A 15,315-nucleotide genomic window follows, 5' to 3' on the forward strand; every position below is an offset into this window, starting at 1 on the left:
CGACACCACCGACGGTTCTCCCATGTCAGCCCCGGATCGCCGGCAGCCCGACCGCGCGCGCACCGCGCTGCGCCTCGCCCCCGCCGGCGCCGCGCTCGCCCTGCTCGCGGCCTGCACCCAGAGCGGCGATTTCGGCCGGCCGCGCACGGGGGTCTGGAACGGGCTCATCGACACGACGGGCAGCTTCAGCACCCGGGATCGCGGGCGCCTCCTGCTCGATTCCGGCCTCACCGACGACGAACTGACCCTGCGCGACCGCGCGTGGCGGTTCGTCGCGCCGGCCAGCAACTTCACGGCCTTCCAGGACACGGTGTTCGGCCTCGCCAGCGCCCACGCGCTCCCGCCGACGTGGCGCTACGAGGAAGTCGGCGCCTATTACGAGGCCCTGACGGAGGAGCCGTCCCGCTCCCCAGTCTCCCGCTACCGGAAGCTCAGCGACGACGTGACCGCCGACGCGCGGCTGATCCCGCTCTTCGTGGCGCTGGCCGCCCGCGTCATCGACGCGGATGCCGCTCGCCTGCGCAGCCTGCCCTTCGCCAAGACCCTCGACGACGACGCCGTGCGGGATGCCGTCCAGCGGGTCGCCGAGAACCGCTGCCTGATCGCCTGGGTGCGCTTCGAGGCCGGCCTGCGGCTCGCCCGCTACCGGTTCGCGCTGGAGCACCTGTTCGCGGCCGCGCCGGCACCGGAATCGGTCTCGGCCGAGCGGTCCATCCTGATGCTGGCCGCGCGCCGCAACCTGCTCGACCCGCTCCTGCCGCCGGACGCCGCGGCCCGGTGCGGCCTCGGGCCGGTTCCGCTGCCGCCCCCGCCGCCGGTCGCGCAGGCGGAACCGCTGGTGGTCAAATACTGAGCGCTCGAGGACGTCCCGGGATGAAGGTCGTGCCGCGCGGATGGCGGGAGGCCGGGCTCCGCCGGCCCTAGTACTTCAGTCCGGTGTCGCAGAGGACGGTCACGGCGGTCGCGTCGCTGGGGAGACGCCCGGACGACAGCAGCGCGACCGTCGCCGCGACGTTGGCCGCCGCCGAGTAGCCGACATGCAGGCCCTCCCGCATCGCCAGGGCCCGCCGCCACTCCTCGGCCGCCGCGTCGGTCACCGGGATGGACAAGTCCATCAGGCCGGCCGTCCAGTGCGGCGGGACGCTGCCGTAGCCGGTGCCCTGGATCGAGTGCCGGTGCTTCGTGACCGGCGATCCGCCGAGGGGCTGACAGCCCGCCGGCTCGACCGCGGCGCAGATCAGGGACGGGTTGCGCGCGCGCAGGGCCGCGGCCACGCCGAGGAAGGTCGCGCCCGTGCCCACGGCCGCCACCCAGGCATCGACCCGGCCGGACGATTGCGCCCAGATCTCCGGTCCGGTCGTGTCGCGATGCGCGCGCACGCCCTCCGGCGCGTGGAACTGGTCGATGTAGAAGCCGCCCCGCTCGGTCGCGACGCGCTCCGCCGCGTCCGCGGCCGCCCGCACGTCGGCGCCGGTGACCTGCCCCGGGACGCCGTCCACCTGCGGCACCCGCACGACCTCGGCACCGAGCGCCTCGAGCATCCGCACGCGCTGGAGACTGTTCCCGGCCGACATCGTGACCACGAGCGGGTGCCCCAGGGCCGCGCAGGCCACCGCGAGGCCGGCCCCCATGTTGCCGCTGGTCATCTCCACCACGGGCGCCCCCGCGGCGAGGCGGCCGTCCGCGCGCGCGGCCAGCAGGATGGCGCGGGCGGCGCGGTCCTTGACGCTGCCGCCGGGCTGCATGAACTCGGCCTTCGCGAGGATGCGGCCCGGACCGGGATGGACGCGGTCGAGGGCGACGAGCGGCGTGTTACCGATCAGATCGAGGGCGGATCGCGTGATCCCGGCGGCCGAGGACGGCATCGTCGCGGCGGCTGCAGTCATCGCGTCGGCGGGGCCGGCGCCGTCATCCGGGAGAACGCGGGCCGCGGGGGCTCGGCACCGGCCGACCGGCGCCGCGGACCCGTGCGGCGTCCTCGCTCAGCGTCCCGCTCCCTTGCCCGACGCATCCTTGCCCGACGCGTCCTTGCCGGGCGTGTCCTTGCCGGGCGTGTCCTTGCCCGCGGACGCATCGTCCGTCGGCGTGTCGGTGGTGCAGGAGACGGCCTGGACGGCGGCGTTGGCGGCGGGCCTCTGGCTCGGGAGACCGGCGATCACCCGCACCACCACGAAGCCGCGCGCGTCGGGCGCGACGATGCGCACGTCGCGGCTCGGATCGTTCTCGTCGTCGTCGGCCAGCGCCTCGTCGTACTGCGCCCGGGTCAGGATCACGAGATCCAGGGCCCCGCGGACCGCGGCCTGATCGGTCACCGCGTAGAACGCCCCGCGGCGGGCATGCGCGGCGAGCGAGAGCGACAGCGGACCGGTGCGGGCCGAGACGCGCATGGGCCCGTCCGCGAGGTTGTAGGCGCAGACGCCCACGGCGACCGCCGGATCCGGGATCGGCAGCCACGCCTCGGGCGGGGAGGGGTCGTCGCCGGTCGCGACCGCGTAGATCGATTGCGGATGGTCCAGGTTCTCGCTGGTGCGGGCGCGCGAGACCGCGTCGGCCTCCGACAGGGCGGGGATCGCCAGGACCGCCGCGATGTGGACGATCCCGGCGAGCACGAGGCCGATCAGCGTGGCGTAGACGAAGCGCAGGCTCACGGGGCGCACCCCACGCGGGTGATGGCCGGCACGGCACTTCGGTCGAGGGACCCGACGCTGGCGGCGACCGGCGTATCGTACAGGCGCAGGGCGAGGCGGACCGGCCCGCTCGCCCGCGGGCTCGGGAGCCAGTTGCCCGGCTGGACATCCGGCGCGAGCGTGATCGTGAAGCGCCCGTCGGCCGTGCGCAGCACTTCCGTGGAGGTGAAGCCCTCGCGCAGCGGCGCGCGGCCGGGTTCGCGCGCGCCGCGCCCGGCGACCGTGACGGTCCAGGCGCGGGCGGGCGGCGTCGCGCCGCCGATCCGGTACGTGCAGGTCGCGTCGAGCGCCTGACCGGAATCGTCGACCGCCGCGGTCAGAAGCAGGCCCTCACCGACCGCCAGAGGGATCTCGCCGCGACGCGCGTTGACGGCGCGGGTGTAGGGATCGGCATTCGCCGCGCCGGCCCGCGGCCACGCGGTCCAGGCTCCGACCTGCACGCCGCCGAACGGGTAGCCGCCGCTCGTGGCCCAGTCGGCGCTGGCGAGTCCCAGGACGGCGCCCAGCGCCAGGGTGTAGGCGGCGAGGCCGGCGATCGAGCTCTTGCGCCAGAGGCGCAGGACGAAGCGCGCAGCGCCGTTGCGTGGGGCGCCGGCGAACACGGAGGTCCGGCCGAGCGCCTCGGGGATCATGAGCTTCATGCGCTCACCGCACCTCGGTGAAGCCGCCGACCGGGCGGGTGCCCTCGGCGACCTCGCGCAGCTGACCCGACGGCGGCGCCGCCGCCCGATCGCCGGGCTTCCGGCCGGTCCTCGGCGCGCTTCCGGCGCCGGCAGGCGCGTCCGCGGCCGAGCCGGGCGCGCGCTCGACGGTGCGGAACAGGCCGTTCAGGCCGCTGATCACCTCGAAGGAGCGGCGCGAGAGCTTGCCGTAGGCGCTGGCATTCGGATCGGTCGGCGCGGTCGGGCCGCCGGAAGCCTGCTGCTGGGCGGCGCGCGGGCTCTCCTTCAGGCCGGGCAGGCCCTTGATCTCGATGCCCTGGTGGGCCGGCTCCATGACGTCGTGCCAGAGCTGGGCCGGGAGGGAGCCGCCGGTGAGCTTGTTGGTCGAGGTGTGGTCGTCGTTGCCGAACCAGACGGCGCCGACGTAATTGCCGGTGTAGCCGACGAACCACGCGTCCCGGTAGGCGTTCGTCGTGCCGGACTTGCCCGCCACCTTCACGCCCTCGAGCTGGGCCCGCTTGCCGGTGCCCTCCTCGACCACCTTGTTGAGCATGAAGTTCATGTCCGCCACGACCTGGGGCGAGAGAACCCGCTCGGGCGCCTCGTCGGCGTGGCGGTAGATCACCTCGCCGGACGAGTTCTTCACCTCGATGGCCGCGTAGGGCTTGGCGCGGAAGCCGCCGTTGGCGAACACCGCGTAGCCCGCCGCCTGGTCGATGACCGTCACCTCGTCCGAGCCGATCGGCATCGAGACCGTATCGATCAGGTTCGAGGTGATGCCCATCTTGTGCGCGAGTTCCGTGATCTTCGCGCGGCCCGCCTTGGCGGCCTTGGCCTCGTGGGAGATGCCCATGGCCTTGCCCAGCGAGATCGAGATCTTGATCGGGATCGTGTTGATCGACTTCGCCACCGCGAGCCACATCGGCACCCGTCCGGCATAGGACCGGCCGTAATTCTGCGGGCACCAGTTGCCGATGCAGACGGGGCTGTCGACCACCGTCGTGTCGGGCTTGAACAGCCCGGAGGCGAGCGCGGCCGAGTAGACGTAGGGCTTGAACGAGGAGCCGGGCTGGCGCAGCGCGTCGGTGGCGCGGTTGAACTGGCTCTCGCCGTAATCCGCGCCGCCCACCATGGCGCGCAGCGCCCCGTCGGGATCGAGGATCACCATGGCGGCCTCGTCCACGTCGTAGGCGTCGCCGGATTTGCGCAGGATGTCGGCCACCGCCTCGTCGGCCCGCTTCTGGATCGCGAGGTCCAGCGGCGTCTTCACGGTCAGCACGCGGTCGTTGCGCAGCTTGCCCGCGTCGGCCATCGCCTTGATCTCGCCGAAGGCCCAGTCGAGGTAGTAGTCGGCGGTGATGTCGCGGGTGCGGGTCACCGGCGTCGCCGGGTTGCGGAGCGCCGTCTGGATCTGGCCCTCGGTGACGAAGCCCGCCTCCACCATGTTGTGCAGCACGTCCGCCGCCCGCGCGCGCGCCGCCGGCAGGTTGACGTGCGGGGCGTACTTGGTCGGCGCCTTGAACAGGCCCGCCAGCATGGCGGCCTCGGCGAGGCTGATGTCCTTGAGCGGCTTGCCGAAATAGTAGTCCGCCGCCGCCACTGCGCCGAAGGTGCCGCCGCCCATGTAGGCGCGGTCGAGGTAGAGCTTCAGGATCTCGTTCTTGGTGAGATGGCTCTCGAGCCACAGGGCCAGGAACGCCTCGTTGACCTTCCGCTCCAGGGAGCGCTCGTTCGTCAGGAACAGGTTCTTGGCGAGCTGCTGGGTGATCGAGGACCCGCCCTGCGTGCCGCTGCCGCCGCGGGAATTGTTCACCAGCGCCCGCAGCGTGCCGATCGGGTCGATGCCCCAGTGCTCGTAGAAGCGCCGGTCCTCGGTGGAGACCAGCGCCTTGATCATGATGTCGGGAAAGTCGTCGAGCTTCAGCGAGTCGTCGTGCTTGATGCCGCGCCGCCCGACCTCGGTGCCGTAGCGGTCGAGGAAGGTGACGGCGAGATCCTGCTGCTTCAGCCAGTTCTCGCTGGTGAGCTGGAAGGCGGGCTGCGCCAGCGCGAGCATCAGGATGGCACCGCCGGTCCCGATCGTCACTCCCTCGCTCGTCAGGTCGAGGGCGACGCGCTTCCAGCCGCGCACCGCGAAGCGGCTCATGACGCGCTGGAAGCGCTCGTAAGCCTGACCCGTCGACTGGCCGCCGTCGTACAGGCTCGCGTTGACCCAGGCGTCGAAGGCGAGGGCGGCGCGTTCGAGGCGGACCTTGATCTCGGTGAACGTCGGCAGGCGCACGATGTCGAACCCGGCTTGTCGAGCGCCTCTGCGGCGGAACCTGGCGGCGGATGGTCGGGCGCCCGCGCCGCGGACCCGAACCCTGCGCCGGCGCCACCGCACGGCATCCGACGTCCATAGCAGGATCCGGAACCGGCGGCGAGGCTCTGCGCAGTCTCGTGATTCGCCGCGGACGAGCTTGGCCGTAACGCACGACGGGGCGATCCGGTCGCATGGCAATCGCAGGGCGGCCGTCGGCGACACTCGGCTGCCACGCTTGCAGCGGTGCTGCGCCTCGGGCAGAGAGGCGGCTTCCCATCCGAGAGACTTTCCCGATGCCCAAGCCCGAGGCGCCGCGCCGCGGGGCGGTCGAGCCGTTCTGGCGGACCAAGACGCTCGAAGCCATGACCCCGTCCGAGTGGGAGAGCCTGTGCGACGGCTGCGGCCGGTGCTGCCTGATGAAGCTCGAGGACGAGGATACCGGCGAGGTCCACCACACCGATATCGGGTGCACCCTGCTCGACGGCCTCACCTGCCGGTGCCGCGACTACGCGCGGCGGCAGAAGCGGGTGCCCGACTGCGTGCGCCTGACGCCGGAGGCGGTGCGGTCGATCGCCTGGCTGCCGCCGACCTGCGCGTACCGGCTCGTGCGCGACGGGCAGCCGCTCTACCCGTGGCACCCCCTGGTCTCCGGCCGGGCCGCGAGCGTGCACGAGGCGGGCATCTCGGTCCGCGGCCGGCTCGCCGGCAACGAGGAGGAATTCTCGGAGGACGAGTTGCCGGACCGGATCGTGGCTTGGCCGGGCCTCGATCCCGGCGCGGTGTGAAGCGACCGCACCGGACGTCCCCTCGAGCGATCGGCCGAGTTCGCGAGCCTCGGTCGGTACGCCCTAGCCGGCCCCGGCGTGCCGGCCGAGCAGCCGGCCTCCGGCCAATCCGTTCGCCGCGATCACGATGGCGACCGCCGCCGCGTGGAACAGCAGGTCCGTGGCGGTGGCGTCGTGCGGGTGGACCGGCATCAGCAGCGCCGCCGCCGCCGCCGCCACCGCCAGCCCCCCGAGGGCGGCCGTGAGGTTCGGCCGCAGCGGACAGGCGCGCCGCAGCATCACGACGATCAGCACGGACAGCGGCACTGAGACGCAGATCAGGAAGCTGAAGCAGCCCGTGATCGGGTGCTCGCCGTGCATCTCGGCCCCCGGCGCGATCCAGTCGCGCAGGCAGCCCAGCCCGCTCGCGCCGATCCAGAGCGCGAGGGGCGGCAGCGGCAGCAGCGCCCAGCGGCCGGACCGTCCCGGCACGCTGGTGGCGAAGGCCGCGTAGGCGGCCGTGATCGCCGTCAGTACGGCGCCCACCGCCGCGAGGGCCAGATCCGGCACATGCATGCGCAGCATGAAGCCGCCGGTCCCGACCCAGGCGGCGAGGACCACGCCGAGCACCAGCGTCACGCCGAGCCAGAGGGCCGCGCGGGCCTCCGGGGCCGGCAGCGGCCGCACGGGTTCGAGCCCGACCGCGAGTTCCTCGACCAGCCGCTCGTGGCGGGACAGGTCGCCGCCGGCCCAGTTGCTCCCCTCTCCGGGCATCACTCCCGCTCCTGCGTCAGGCTGGCCCGGAGCGCCTTCAGCGCCCGGTGCAGGTTCACCTTGAGGGCCCCCTTGCTGCGGCCGGTAAGGGCGGCGGTCTCGTCGAGCGACAGCTCGCGCAGGCCCAGGTGCTCGACCGCCTGCCGCTGGCCGTCGGGCAGGGCCGCCACCGCCCTGGCCAGGGCGGCGGCCCGGTCCCGCGCCTCCAGCCCGTGGCCGGGGGCTGGCCCCGGATCGACCTCCGCCTCGTAGGCCAGCGGGTCGTTGACCTCCCGCGGGCGCCGCCCGGCGCGGCGCAGCTGGTCGATCGCCCGCCGCTGGGTGATGGCGCGCAGCCAGGGCAGGAACGGCCGGGCCGGATCGTAGCTCGCCCGAGCCCGGTGGACGGTCATCAGCGCGTCCTGCACGACGTCGTCCACCGCCTCGCCGCGCACGCCCTGCGCCCGCGCGATCGCCGAGACCACGGGCAGACAGGCCTTCAGCAGCGCGCGATAGGCGGCCGTGTCGCCGCTCTGGGCCGCCGCCATCAGGGTCGCCAGTTCCTGTTCGAGCGCCATCCGGGCTCCGCCGTCGTTCCGTCCCCCGGCACGCGGCGTGTCTACCCCACGGTCCGATCCCGACGCCAGCACCCAGCCGCGCGCGGGCATCCCGCCCGGGACGGCGAGGATCATCGCACGGCCTCCCGGACCGTCGCGGCGGGCGACGTTGCGGGAGACGCGGCGAGGCGCGCGGCGCCCAGGATCCGCCCGTCCTCGGACTGGAGCAGCAGGGCCGCCGTCTCGCCCTCGGGACGCGCCGACGCGAAGGTCGCGGCGGAGCCGGACCAGCGCCCGACGTCGCGCACCGACCGGACGATGTTGGCCTGCTCGATGGTGCGCCCGGCATTCTCGCCGCGCAGCACGCGGGTGGTGTGGCTCGGATCGTACCCGATCAGGAGGACGCGGCCCGCGGCGCCGCCGGCCCCGGCACCGATCTGCGCGACGACCTGCTCGCCGTCGCGGGCCAGCGTCACGGGAATGCCGGGCCCGGCCTGCCGGGCGCGCGCGATCGCGGCGCGCAGGCCGGCCTCGTCGGAGCCGACCAGCCCGACCTGCCCGTCGATCACCGCCTGCGGCGTGTAGGTGGGTCCGCCGAGACGGGCCGCGTAGGCCTCCTGGCGGGCGGTGGCGGCCGGCAGGGCGTAGCGATCGCGCCAGTCGAGATGGTTCCAGTAGGTGACGTGGAACGCGAGCGGCAGGACATCGCCCTGCGCCCCCGCCGGCTCGCGGGCGAGGCGGCCGATCAGCGCCTCCGCGGGCGGGCAGGAGGAGCAGCTCTGCGAGGTGAACAGCTCGACGACGACGGGGCGCTCGGCCGCGTCGGCCGGGTAGAGGCTGCCGCACAGCAGGGCGGCGGCGATCAAGAGGGCAGGGCGCATGGCCGGAACTCCCGCACGCCGGCGGTTCGGACCCGGCGTACCGGTTCCTTCGGCGGCGGCGCGGCGGCGGTTACACCGGCGGCGCGAGCTCGAAGGCGTCGACGTCGCGCAGCAGGGCGACGAAGGCCCGGGCGCCGTGGTCGAGCGCCGCGCGGCCCGCCTCGGCCGTGCCGAGCCGCGCGTCGCCCATGGCGCCCGAAGCCTGGAGATCGCCGGCCTTCCACGCGAAGGCGGCGGGGCGGCCGGCGCGCAGGTGGGTGAAGTCGCGGATCATCGACAGCGTGCGCGGCGGGAAATCCGCGACCCGGTCCGTCCGGACGAGGTCCGGCCGCAGGGCCAGCATCAGCGCCGTCTCGATGCCGCCGGCGTGGATGCCGTGGGCGATCTCGTCCGCCGGGAACAGACCCTCGGGATAGCCGAGCCGCGCCCAGGATGTCGTGACCGCGACCATGCCGAACCGGGCGCGCAGCTCACCCGCCACGAGATCGATGAGCGCGCTGTTGCCGCCGTGGCTCGTGACGATCACCAGCTTGCGGCAGCCGGCGCGGTGGACGGCCGCGCCGATGCCCGTCCAGGCGGACAGCGCCGTCCCGGTTTCCAGGGACAGCGTGCCGGGAAACGCGTCGTGCTCGTCGGACTTGCCCACCGGCTGGACCGGCAGCAGCAGCACGTCGAGATCCGCCGGCACGCCGTCGCGCACCCGGGCGATGTAGCCCTCGGCGATCACGGTGTCGGTCGCGAGGGGGAGGTGGGGACCGTGCTGCTCGACGGCGGCCACCGGCAGGACGGCGATCGCGCGACCCATGTCCCGTTGGGTGAAGTCTTCGGTGGTCAGCTCGGACCAGAACTGCGCCGTCATCTCTGCCGCGGCCTCCGCCCGCCCCGCATGCGGCGGGTCCGGAAGGCGATCTAGCCGGCAGGCCGGCGCCGAGTCGACCGTCGCGCCGGCGATCCTTCCTCAAGCAACCGGTCCCGCGCCGGCCCGGATCGCGTCAGGCGAACAGCGCGTCGATGTCGTCCTGGGAAGGCGTGGCGTCCACGGCCTGCGGGCCGTTCAGCATGAGGTCCTCGGCCCGGGTCCGCCGGGCACGCTCGGCGGGATCCATGGAGGCCGCGTCGCGGGCCTTCACGGCGCCGACGAAGCGGGCGAGGCGCTGCTCGAACAGGCGCAGCGATTCGACCACCTTGGCGATCCGCTGGCCGGTGATGTCCTGGAACGCGCAGGCCTCGAAGATCGTGTTGATGCGCTCCTCGACCGCGTCGCGGTAGCCCGGCCCGTCGGGCAGGCCGAGCATCGCCTCGGCAGCCTCCATGATGGTGTTGGTGGCGCCGGCGGTCGCCTCCACGACGCTGCCGAGCTCCTCGTGCGCCATGGGGATCCGGTCGCGACTCATCTCGTTCGCGCGCAGCGCCCCGATCTCCTCGCGGAGATGGGCGATGTAATCCGCGATCTCGATCAGCTCGGAGATCACGGTCTGCGGCTCGCGAAGCCGCAGATCGGTCTGCCGTGCGGCGGCTGACGACATGCTCTCCTCCTCGGATCTGTGGCCGTCCTCGCCGGCCACGCCACGTCTCGGCGTCCGGCGGCGCGGGAGCGATCCGTCCGGACGCGCGGTGGTCGAAGACAGGAGGCCGGTCAGCTGCCGCAGACCGCCTCGATCTTCGACTTCAGCGTGGCCGCGTTGAAGGGCTTGACGATGTAGTTGTTCACGCCGGCCTTCTTGGCCGCGATCACGTTCTCGGTCTTCGATTCGGCCGTCACCATGATGAACGGCGTCGTGCGAAGATTTTCGTCGGCGCGCACGTGACGGAGCAGCTCGTATCCGGTCATCGGCTCCATGTTCCAGTCGGAGATGACCAGCCCGTACTTGCGACCCTTCAGTCGTGCGAGCGCCTCGGTCCCGTCGGAAGCGTCGTCGACTTCCTCGAAGCCGAGCTGCTTCAGTAGATTGCGAATAATGCGGACCATCGTCTGGTAATCGTCGACAACGAGGATCGGCATGCTCAGGTCGAGAGCCATCGAACAACTGCTCCGTATTGCCCGGCGGGAAGCCGCGGCGGCTCCCGGATAGATTAACGCTTCGCTAACGCTGCAATTTAGCTGCGCTGCACAGCATTTCAAATAGGGCATGCGCATTGCGAAGCCGTTAATCGGCGCGGGCGGCGCATGGCCGCCCGCGCGGCGTCGCCTCGCTTGACCCTCCGGGCGCCTTTCGGCAGGGTCCGGCCGCGTCGGGCCCCTCGCGGACATGTCAGGCGACCCTATCCGACCCTTCCGAGCACTCGACCCGAACCGATGGCCACAGGCGACGACACGGCCGCGCGACCCTTCACGATCTGCCGCGCCGACGCCCCCGTCCCGCCGGCCCTGGCCGGGGCCGTGGCGGCGATCGGCAACTTCGACGGCGTCCATCTCGGGCACCGGATGCTCGTCGACAGCGTGCGCGCCGCCGCCCGCGCGGCCGGCCGGCCGGCCGCGATCCTGACCTTCGAGCCGCACCCGCGGGCCTACTTCACGCCCGACGCGCCGATGTTCCGGCTGACCGGCCTCGCCGCCAAGGAGATCGTGTTCGCGCATCTCGGCCTCGACGGGCTGATCGTGCGCCGCTTCGACGGGGCTCTGGCGGAGACCGGCGCCCGCGCCTTCGTGCTCGATTTCCTGAAGCGGTCGCTGGGCCTGTCCGGCGTGGTCGTCGGACACGATTTCCACTTCGGCCGCGGCCGCGAGGGCACGCCCGCGATCCTGGCCGACCTCTGCCGGGAGGCGGGGATGAGCTGCCACATCGTGGCGCCGGTCGCCCTCGGCGGCGAGACCGAGCCGGTCTCCTCCAGCGCGATCCGCGCGGCCCTCGCGGCCGGCGATGTCGCCCGCGCCAACGCGCTGCTCGGCTACCGCTGGTTCGTCCTCGGCGCGGTCCGCCACGGCGACAAGCGCGGCCGCCAACTGGGTTTCCCCACCGCAAACGTGATGCTGCCCGATTGCGGGCTCGCGCACGGCATCTACGCAGTGCGGGTCCGCCTGGCCTCGGGCGCGTTCCGCGACGGCGTGGCGAGCTACGGCCGCCGCCCGACCTTCGACGACGGCGCACCGTTGCTGGAGACCTACCTGTTCGACTTCTCCGGCGATCTCTACGGGCAGGACATCGCCGTGGAGTTCGTCGGGTACATCCGCGGCGAGGAGCGGTTCGCCAGCGCCGAGGCGCTGGTCGAGCGGATGCATGTCGACGCGGCCACGGCCCGGACCATGCTGGCACGGGATGAGACCCCGTCGATGCTGACCTGAGCCCCGCGGGCATCGCGGCGCGCGCGGATCGTGTAGAAGGCACCATCGAGCAGGAGGCGGACGTGCTGGGTCGTTACGAGCGCGCGAACAACGGCGAGGCGGTCGTCGAGTACGGCGACGGCACCATGCGGGTGGTCAAGCCCGGCAGCTTCGTGCGCTGCGCGGTGACCGGCGAGCCGATCCCGCTGGACGCCCTGCGCTACTGGAGCGCCGCCCGCCAGGAGGCCTACGTCTCCCCCGAGGCGATCCTCAGGCGGCTCAAGGAAACCGGCCGCCCCTGACGGTCGCCCCCGACGGTCACGGTGCGGAGAGCGCGCCGCGGATCTGCCGGCGCAGGGCGGCCGCGTCGTCGAGCGCGAGGCGGACGCGCAGCACCCGCACGCCTGCCGCGAAGGCCGGCGGCAGGCGCACCGCGTCCTTCTCGGTGGTGACGAGCGCGGCGTCGAGGCGCCGGGCCGCCTCGGAAAGCGCCGCCAGCTCGCGCGCCCGGTAGGGATGATGGTCGGGGTAGGGGCGCGTCCCGACGATCACCGCCCCCGCCTCGGCCAGGGTCGCGAAGAACTTCTCCGGGCGGCCGATCCCCGCGAAGGCGAGGCAGCGGCGGCCGGCCAGATCGTCCGTCTCCGGGACGAGGCGCGCCCGGTGGACGGGCAGGCCGCGCCGCGCGGCCGCCCGGGCGACCGCCTCGCCCCCGGCCCCGTCGCCGATCACGATCAGGCCGCCGACATGCGGCCACTGCCGGGCGAGCGGCGCGCGCAGCGGCCCCGCCGGGAACGGCAGGCCGTTGCCGAGGCCGGCGGGTCCGTCGACCACCGCGAGGCTGAGGTCCTTGGCGAGGCTCGGATTCTGGAGGCCGTCATCCATCACGACGACGTCGGCGCCGAGGCTCCGGCACAGAGCGGCCCCGGCCGGGCGGTCGCGGGCGACGATCGCGGGCGCGAGGCGGGCGAGGAGCAGCGGCTCGTCGCCGACATCGGCGGCGGCGTGGTGCGCGGGATCGACCCGCACCGGACCCGCGAGCCGGCCGCCGTAGCCGCGCGACAGGAAGGCCGGCGCGGCGCCGAGTTCGGCGACGAGGCCCGCGACCGCCAGGGCGGCCGGCGTCTTACCGGCACCGCCGAGGGTGAAGTTGCCCAGGCACAGGACCGGGCAGCCGGCCCGCGCGCCAGGGCGGTCCATCCGCCGCGCCACGAGCGCCCCGTAGGCCGCGCCGACCGGCGCCAGCGCGCGCGCGGCCGGGTGATCCGGCCCCGCGGCCCAGAAGGCCGGCGGTCTCATCAGGCCCGCGCGAGCGGGCGCGCGGGGCTGCCGCGGTCGAGGCGCTGGAGCTTCATCTGCGCCACGAACGGGTCGAGGACCGCGAGCGTGCGCGCCACCGCCCCCTCGAACGGCTCCAGGGCGCGCTGCCCGGCGCGGGCCATGTCGGCGAGGCGCTCCCGGTCGCCGAGGAGCTCGGCGGCGACCGCCGCCAGCTCGACGCCGTCGCGCACCGGCATGGCGCCGCCGGCGCGGTCGAGGGCGTGGTAGATCACGCCGAAATTCTCGGTGTGCGGCCCGTGAAGCACCGCCGATTCGAGACGCAGCGGCTCGATCGGGTTCTGGCCGCCGCGCGGGACCAGGGAGCCGCCGAGGAACACCAGGGGGCTGAGGCGGTAGAACAGCCCCAGCTCACCGATCGTGTCGGCGACGTAGACCTCGGTCGAGGGATGGGGCCGCCCGCCGGCGGACCGCTGCGCGCTGCGCAGGCCGACGGCGTTCGCGCAGGCGACGGCCTCGCCCCCCCGGGCCGGGTGGCGCGGGGCGATGATGGTCAGGAGCTGGGGGAACTGCGCCTTCAGCATCGCGTGCGCGTAGGCGACCATGGCCTCCTCGCCGGAATGCGTGCTCGCCGCGACCCAGACCGGCCGGCCGGCCACCATGGATCCCAGATAGGCGAGCTGCTGCGCGTCGGCCGGCGGCACCGAGGCGTCGAATTTCAGGTTGCCGGCGATGCTCACCCGCGGCGCGCCGAGCTTGGCGAAGCGCTCGCCGTCCTCCTGGGTCTGCGTGAGGCAGATCGCGATCCGCGCCAGGAGCGCCTTCGCGGTGCGCGGGCAGCGCTCCCAGCCCCGGAACGAGCGCTCCGACATGCGCCCGTTGACCAGGATCAGCGGGATCTCGCGCTCGTCGAGCGCCAGGATCGTGTTCGGCCAGATCTCCGACTCAGCGATCACCGCGAGGTCCGGCTGCCAGTGGTCGAGGAACCGTCCGACCCAGCGCGGCGCGTCCAGGGGCATGTACTGATGCACCGCGCCCGGGGGCAGCCGGACGCCGACCAGCTCGGCGGCCGTGCGCGTGCCGGTGGTGACGAGGACCGAGAAGCCGCGGGCGATCATGCCCTCGACGAGCCCGATCAGCGACAGGGCTTCGCCGACGCTGGCGCCGTGCATCCAGGCAAGCGGCCCGACCGGCCGGGCCCGGCCCGGCAGGCCCCGCCGCTCCGGGAGCCGGCGCGGATCCTCCTTGCCGCGCTGCGCGCGCCACGCGAGCAGGCCCGTCAGCGCCGGCTCGCCGATGCGCAGGCCGGCCCGGTAGGCCTGTAGCGGCAGGGTCACGGAGGGGCGTCTCACGCGAGGTCTCCCACCGGCGCCTGCCCGATCTCGGGGATCTGGTCGCGGTAGAGCGCCGCCCGGTCGGAGCGCCCGACGAGAGCGTAGGCACGGGCGTGGACCCGGTTCATCTCGGCCTCGACGAAGCGGCGGAGCGTCTCGAACGCCTCGCCCTCGCAGTCCCGCGGGACGTAGATCGGGTCGCCCAGCACGATCGCGCCGCGGCCGAAGGGCAGCCCGAGGCAGGCCCGGTCCCACGAACTGAAGCGCAGGTGCCGGCTCGTCACCACGGCCGCCGGGACGATCGGCCGGCCGGAGAAGCGCGCGAGGGTGAGAATCCCGGCATCGCACCGGCGGGAAACCTTCGGCACGTCGGCGCTGAAGGCCACGGATTCGCCGGCCTTCAGCGCCCGCAGCATCGCCCGCAAGCCCTCCGCGCCGCCCTTGGCGCGCTGATCGGTGGCGCGGCCGCGGCCGCGGGCGCCGGAGGCGCGCATCACGCGGACGCCGAAGCGCTCCAGCGCGATGGTGTTGATGTTCCCGTCCGGGTTCCGCGAGATGATCGTCGCCACGCGGTCGCCCGGCCGGCGCAGAAGCGGCATCATGATGTGCTGGCCGTGCCACATGCCGAGGATCAGCGGCGTGCGCGCATCGATCCACCCGTCCGCCGCGCCCGCGGACGCCTCGCCCGCGTGGATCTCGAAGCGGTTGGTGAGGCGCACGAGCCGCAGATAGGCCGCCGCGAGACGGCCGAGGAGGCGTTGCACGGGGGGCTGGCGGAGGAGACGCTTACCGAGGCTCATGTCACGCTTGGGGCGGGCCGGCGTGCCGCCGCCCG

General features: G+C 73.8%; 17 protein-coding genes. 4 read left to right on the forward strand and 13 right to left on the reverse strand.

Annotated features, from left to right (window positions below; translation table 11 throughout):
* Positions 1-22 precede the first annotated feature (22 nt).
* On the forward strand, positions 23-853 hold the full coding sequence (locus BMY19_RS19715) for a hypothetical protein (protein ID WP_100252687.1): 831 nt from the start codon (positions 23-25) through the stop codon (positions 851-853).
* Positions 854-920: 67 nt separating this feature from the next.
* Here BMY19_RS19715 and BMY19_RS19720 read toward each other — a convergent pair whose 3' ends face one another.
* The 4 genes from BMY19_RS19720 to BMY19_RS19735 form a co-directional block, all read right to left on the reverse strand.
* Positions 921-1,886, reverse strand: coding sequence for a PLP-dependent cysteine synthase family protein (locus tag BMY19_RS19720; protein ID WP_100252688.1), 966 nt, complete (start codon positions 1,884-1,886; stop codon positions 921-923).
* Between the two features lie 96 nt (positions 1,887-1,982).
* Positions 1,983-2,657, reverse strand: a complete 675-nt coding sequence (locus tag BMY19_RS19725) for a DUF1254 domain-containing protein (protein WP_020093685.1) — start codon at positions 2,655-2,657, stop codon at positions 1,983-1,985.
* Positions 2,645-3,328: a DUF1214 domain-containing protein gene (locus tag BMY19_RS19730; protein ID WP_100252689.1), complete on the reverse strand. Its 684-nt coding sequence runs from the start codon at positions 3,326-3,328 to the stop codon at positions 2,645-2,647. Before BMY19_RS19730 ends, BMY19_RS19725 begins: the two co-directional genes overlap by 13 nt.
* 4 nt (positions 3,329-3,332) lie before the next feature.
* Entirely contained in the window at positions 3,333-5,630 is a 2,298-nt protein-coding gene (locus BMY19_RS19735; protein WP_100252690.1) for a transglycosylase domain-containing protein, read from the reverse strand.
* A gap of 314 nt (positions 5,631-5,944) precedes the next feature.
* Between BMY19_RS19735 and BMY19_RS19740 the strand changes: the two genes are divergently transcribed.
* The gene (locus BMY19_RS19740) at positions 5,945-6,436 is read left to right on the forward strand and encodes a YcgN family cysteine cluster protein (RefSeq protein WP_020093688.1); all 492 of its coding nucleotides are present in this window, start codon (positions 5,945-5,947) and stop codon (positions 6,434-6,436) included.
* A 63-nt stretch (positions 6,437-6,499) separates the two neighbouring features.
* Here BMY19_RS19740 and BMY19_RS19745 read toward each other — a convergent pair whose 3' ends face one another.
* The 6 genes from BMY19_RS19745 to BMY19_RS19770 form a co-directional block, all read right to left on the reverse strand.
* Complete coding sequence (locus tag BMY19_RS19745; protein ID WP_100252691.1) at positions 6,500-7,189, reverse strand: NrsF family protein; 690 nt, start codon at positions 7,187-7,189, stop codon at positions 6,500-6,502.
* Entirely contained in the window at positions 7,189-7,746 is a 558-nt protein-coding gene (locus BMY19_RS19750; RefSeq protein WP_100252692.1) for a sigma-70 family RNA polymerase sigma factor, read from the reverse strand. The genes BMY19_RS19745 and BMY19_RS19750 overlap by 1 nt, the downstream gene beginning before the upstream one ends.
* 110 nt (positions 7,747-7,856) lie before the next feature.
* Positions 7,857-8,606 (reverse strand): DUF1223 domain-containing protein, encoded by a 750-nt coding sequence (locus tag BMY19_RS19755; RefSeq protein ID WP_100252693.1) that lies wholly within the window; start codon positions 8,604-8,606, stop codon positions 7,857-7,859.
* Positions 8,607-8,676: 70 nt separating this feature from the next.
* Entirely contained in the window at positions 8,677-9,465 is a 789-nt protein-coding gene (locus BMY19_RS19760; RefSeq protein ID WP_100252694.1) for a creatininase family protein, read from the reverse strand.
* A gap of 133 nt (positions 9,466-9,598) precedes the next feature.
* The gene (locus tag BMY19_RS19765; protein WP_020093693.1) at positions 9,599-10,132 is read right to left on the reverse strand and encodes a protein phosphatase CheZ; all 534 of its coding nucleotides are present in this window, start codon (positions 10,130-10,132) and stop codon (positions 9,599-9,601) included.
* 110 nt (positions 10,133-10,242) lie between these two features.
* Entirely contained in the window at positions 10,243-10,626 is a 384-nt protein-coding gene (locus BMY19_RS19770; RefSeq protein WP_012317888.1) for a response regulator, read from the reverse strand.
* 276 nt (positions 10,627-10,902) lie between these two features.
* Between BMY19_RS19770 and BMY19_RS19775 the strand changes: the two genes are divergently transcribed.
* A complete protein-coding gene (locus tag BMY19_RS19775; protein ID WP_100252695.1) occupies positions 10,903-11,889 on the forward strand; it encodes a bifunctional riboflavin kinase/FAD synthetase in 987 nt (328 codons plus the stop codon).
* Between the two features lie 62 nt (positions 11,890-11,951).
* Positions 11,952-12,170 carry a DUF2093 domain-containing protein gene (locus BMY19_RS19780; RefSeq protein ID WP_020093695.1) on the forward strand — a complete coding sequence of 73 codons (219 nt, stop codon included), beginning with the start codon at positions 11,952-11,954 and terminating at the stop codon, positions 12,168-12,170.
* Positions 12,171-12,186: 16 nt separating this feature from the next.
* On the opposite strand, the gene lpxK is transcribed toward BMY19_RS19780, so the two are convergent.
* Genes lpxK through BMY19_RS19795 form a run of 3 tightly spaced genes read right to left on the reverse strand, consistent with a single transcriptional unit; the run spans position 12,187 to position 15,280 of the window.
* On the reverse strand, positions 12,187-13,167 hold the full coding sequence (gene lpxK, locus BMY19_RS19785) for a tetraacyldisaccharide 4'-kinase (protein ID WP_100252696.1): 981 nt from the start codon (positions 13,165-13,167) through the stop codon (positions 12,187-12,189).
* Positions 13,167-14,498 (reverse strand): 3-deoxy-D-manno-octulosonic acid transferase, encoded by a 1,332-nt coding sequence (locus BMY19_RS19790; protein ID WP_100252697.1) that lies wholly within the window; start codon positions 14,496-14,498, stop codon positions 13,167-13,169. The genes lpxK and BMY19_RS19790 overlap by 1 nt, the downstream gene beginning before the upstream one ends.
* Entirely contained in the window at positions 14,495-15,280 is a 786-nt protein-coding gene (locus tag BMY19_RS19795; RefSeq protein ID WP_100252698.1) for a lysophospholipid acyltransferase family protein, read from the reverse strand. The genes BMY19_RS19790 and BMY19_RS19795 overlap by 4 nt, the downstream gene beginning before the upstream one ends.
* Positions 15,281-15,315: the final 35 nt, after the last annotated feature.

The organism is Methylobacterium sp. UNC300MFChir4.1 (genome assembly GCF_900110155.1).
Lineage (GTDB): Bacteria > Pseudomonadota > Alphaproteobacteria > Rhizobiales > Beijerinckiaceae > Methylobacterium.

Excerpts from the sequence above, each read along its gene's own strand:
- BMY19_RS19715 (WP_100252687.1), top strand. The coding sequence starts at position 23 with ATGTCAGCCCCGGATCGCCGGCAGCCCGACCGCGCGCGCACCGCGCTG.
- BMY19_RS19720 (WP_100252688.1), bottom strand. The coding sequence starts at position 1,886 with ATGACTGCAGCCGCCGCGACGATGCCGTCCTCGGCCGCCGGGATCACG.
- BMY19_RS19730 (WP_100252689.1), bottom strand. The coding sequence starts at position 3,328 with ATGAAGCTCATGATCCCCGAGGCGCTCGGCCGGACCTCCGTGTTCGCC.
- BMY19_RS19740 (WP_020093688.1), top strand. The coding sequence starts at position 5,945 with ATGCCCAAGCCCGAGGCGCCGCGCCGCGGGGCGGTCGAGCCGTTCTGG.
- BMY19_RS19745 (WP_100252691.1), bottom strand. The coding sequence starts at position 7,189 with ATGCCCGGAGAGGGGAGCAACTGGGCCGGCGGCGACCTGTCCCGCCAC.
- BMY19_RS19750 (WP_100252692.1), bottom strand. The coding sequence starts at position 7,746 with ATGGCGCTCGAACAGGAACTGGCGACCCTGATGGCGGCGGCCCAGAGC.
- BMY19_RS19755 (WP_100252693.1), bottom strand. The coding sequence starts at position 8,606 with ATGCGCCCTGCCCTCTTGATCGCCGCCGCCCTGCTGTGCGGCAGCCTC.
- BMY19_RS19760 (WP_100252694.1), bottom strand. The coding sequence starts at position 9,465 with ATGACGGCGCAGTTCTGGTCCGAGCTGACCACCGAAGACTTCACCCAA.
- BMY19_RS19765 (WP_020093693.1), bottom strand. The coding sequence starts at position 10,132 with ATGTCGTCAGCCGCCGCACGGCAGACCGATCTGCGGCTTCGCGAGCCG.
- BMY19_RS19770 (WP_012317888.1), bottom strand. The coding sequence starts at position 10,626 with ATGGCTCTCGACCTGAGCATGCCGATCCTCGTTGTCGACGATTACCAG.
- BMY19_RS19775 (WP_100252695.1), top strand. The coding sequence starts at position 10,903 with ATGGCCACAGGCGACGACACGGCCGCGCGACCCTTCACGATCTGCCGC.
- lpxK (WP_100252696.1), bottom strand. The coding sequence starts at position 13,167 with ATGAGACCGCCGGCCTTCTGGGCCGCGGGGCCGGATCACCCGGCCGCG.
- BMY19_RS19795 (WP_100252698.1), bottom strand. The coding sequence starts at position 15,280 with ATGAGCCTCGGTAAGCGTCTCCTCCGCCAGCCCCCCGTGCAACGCCTC.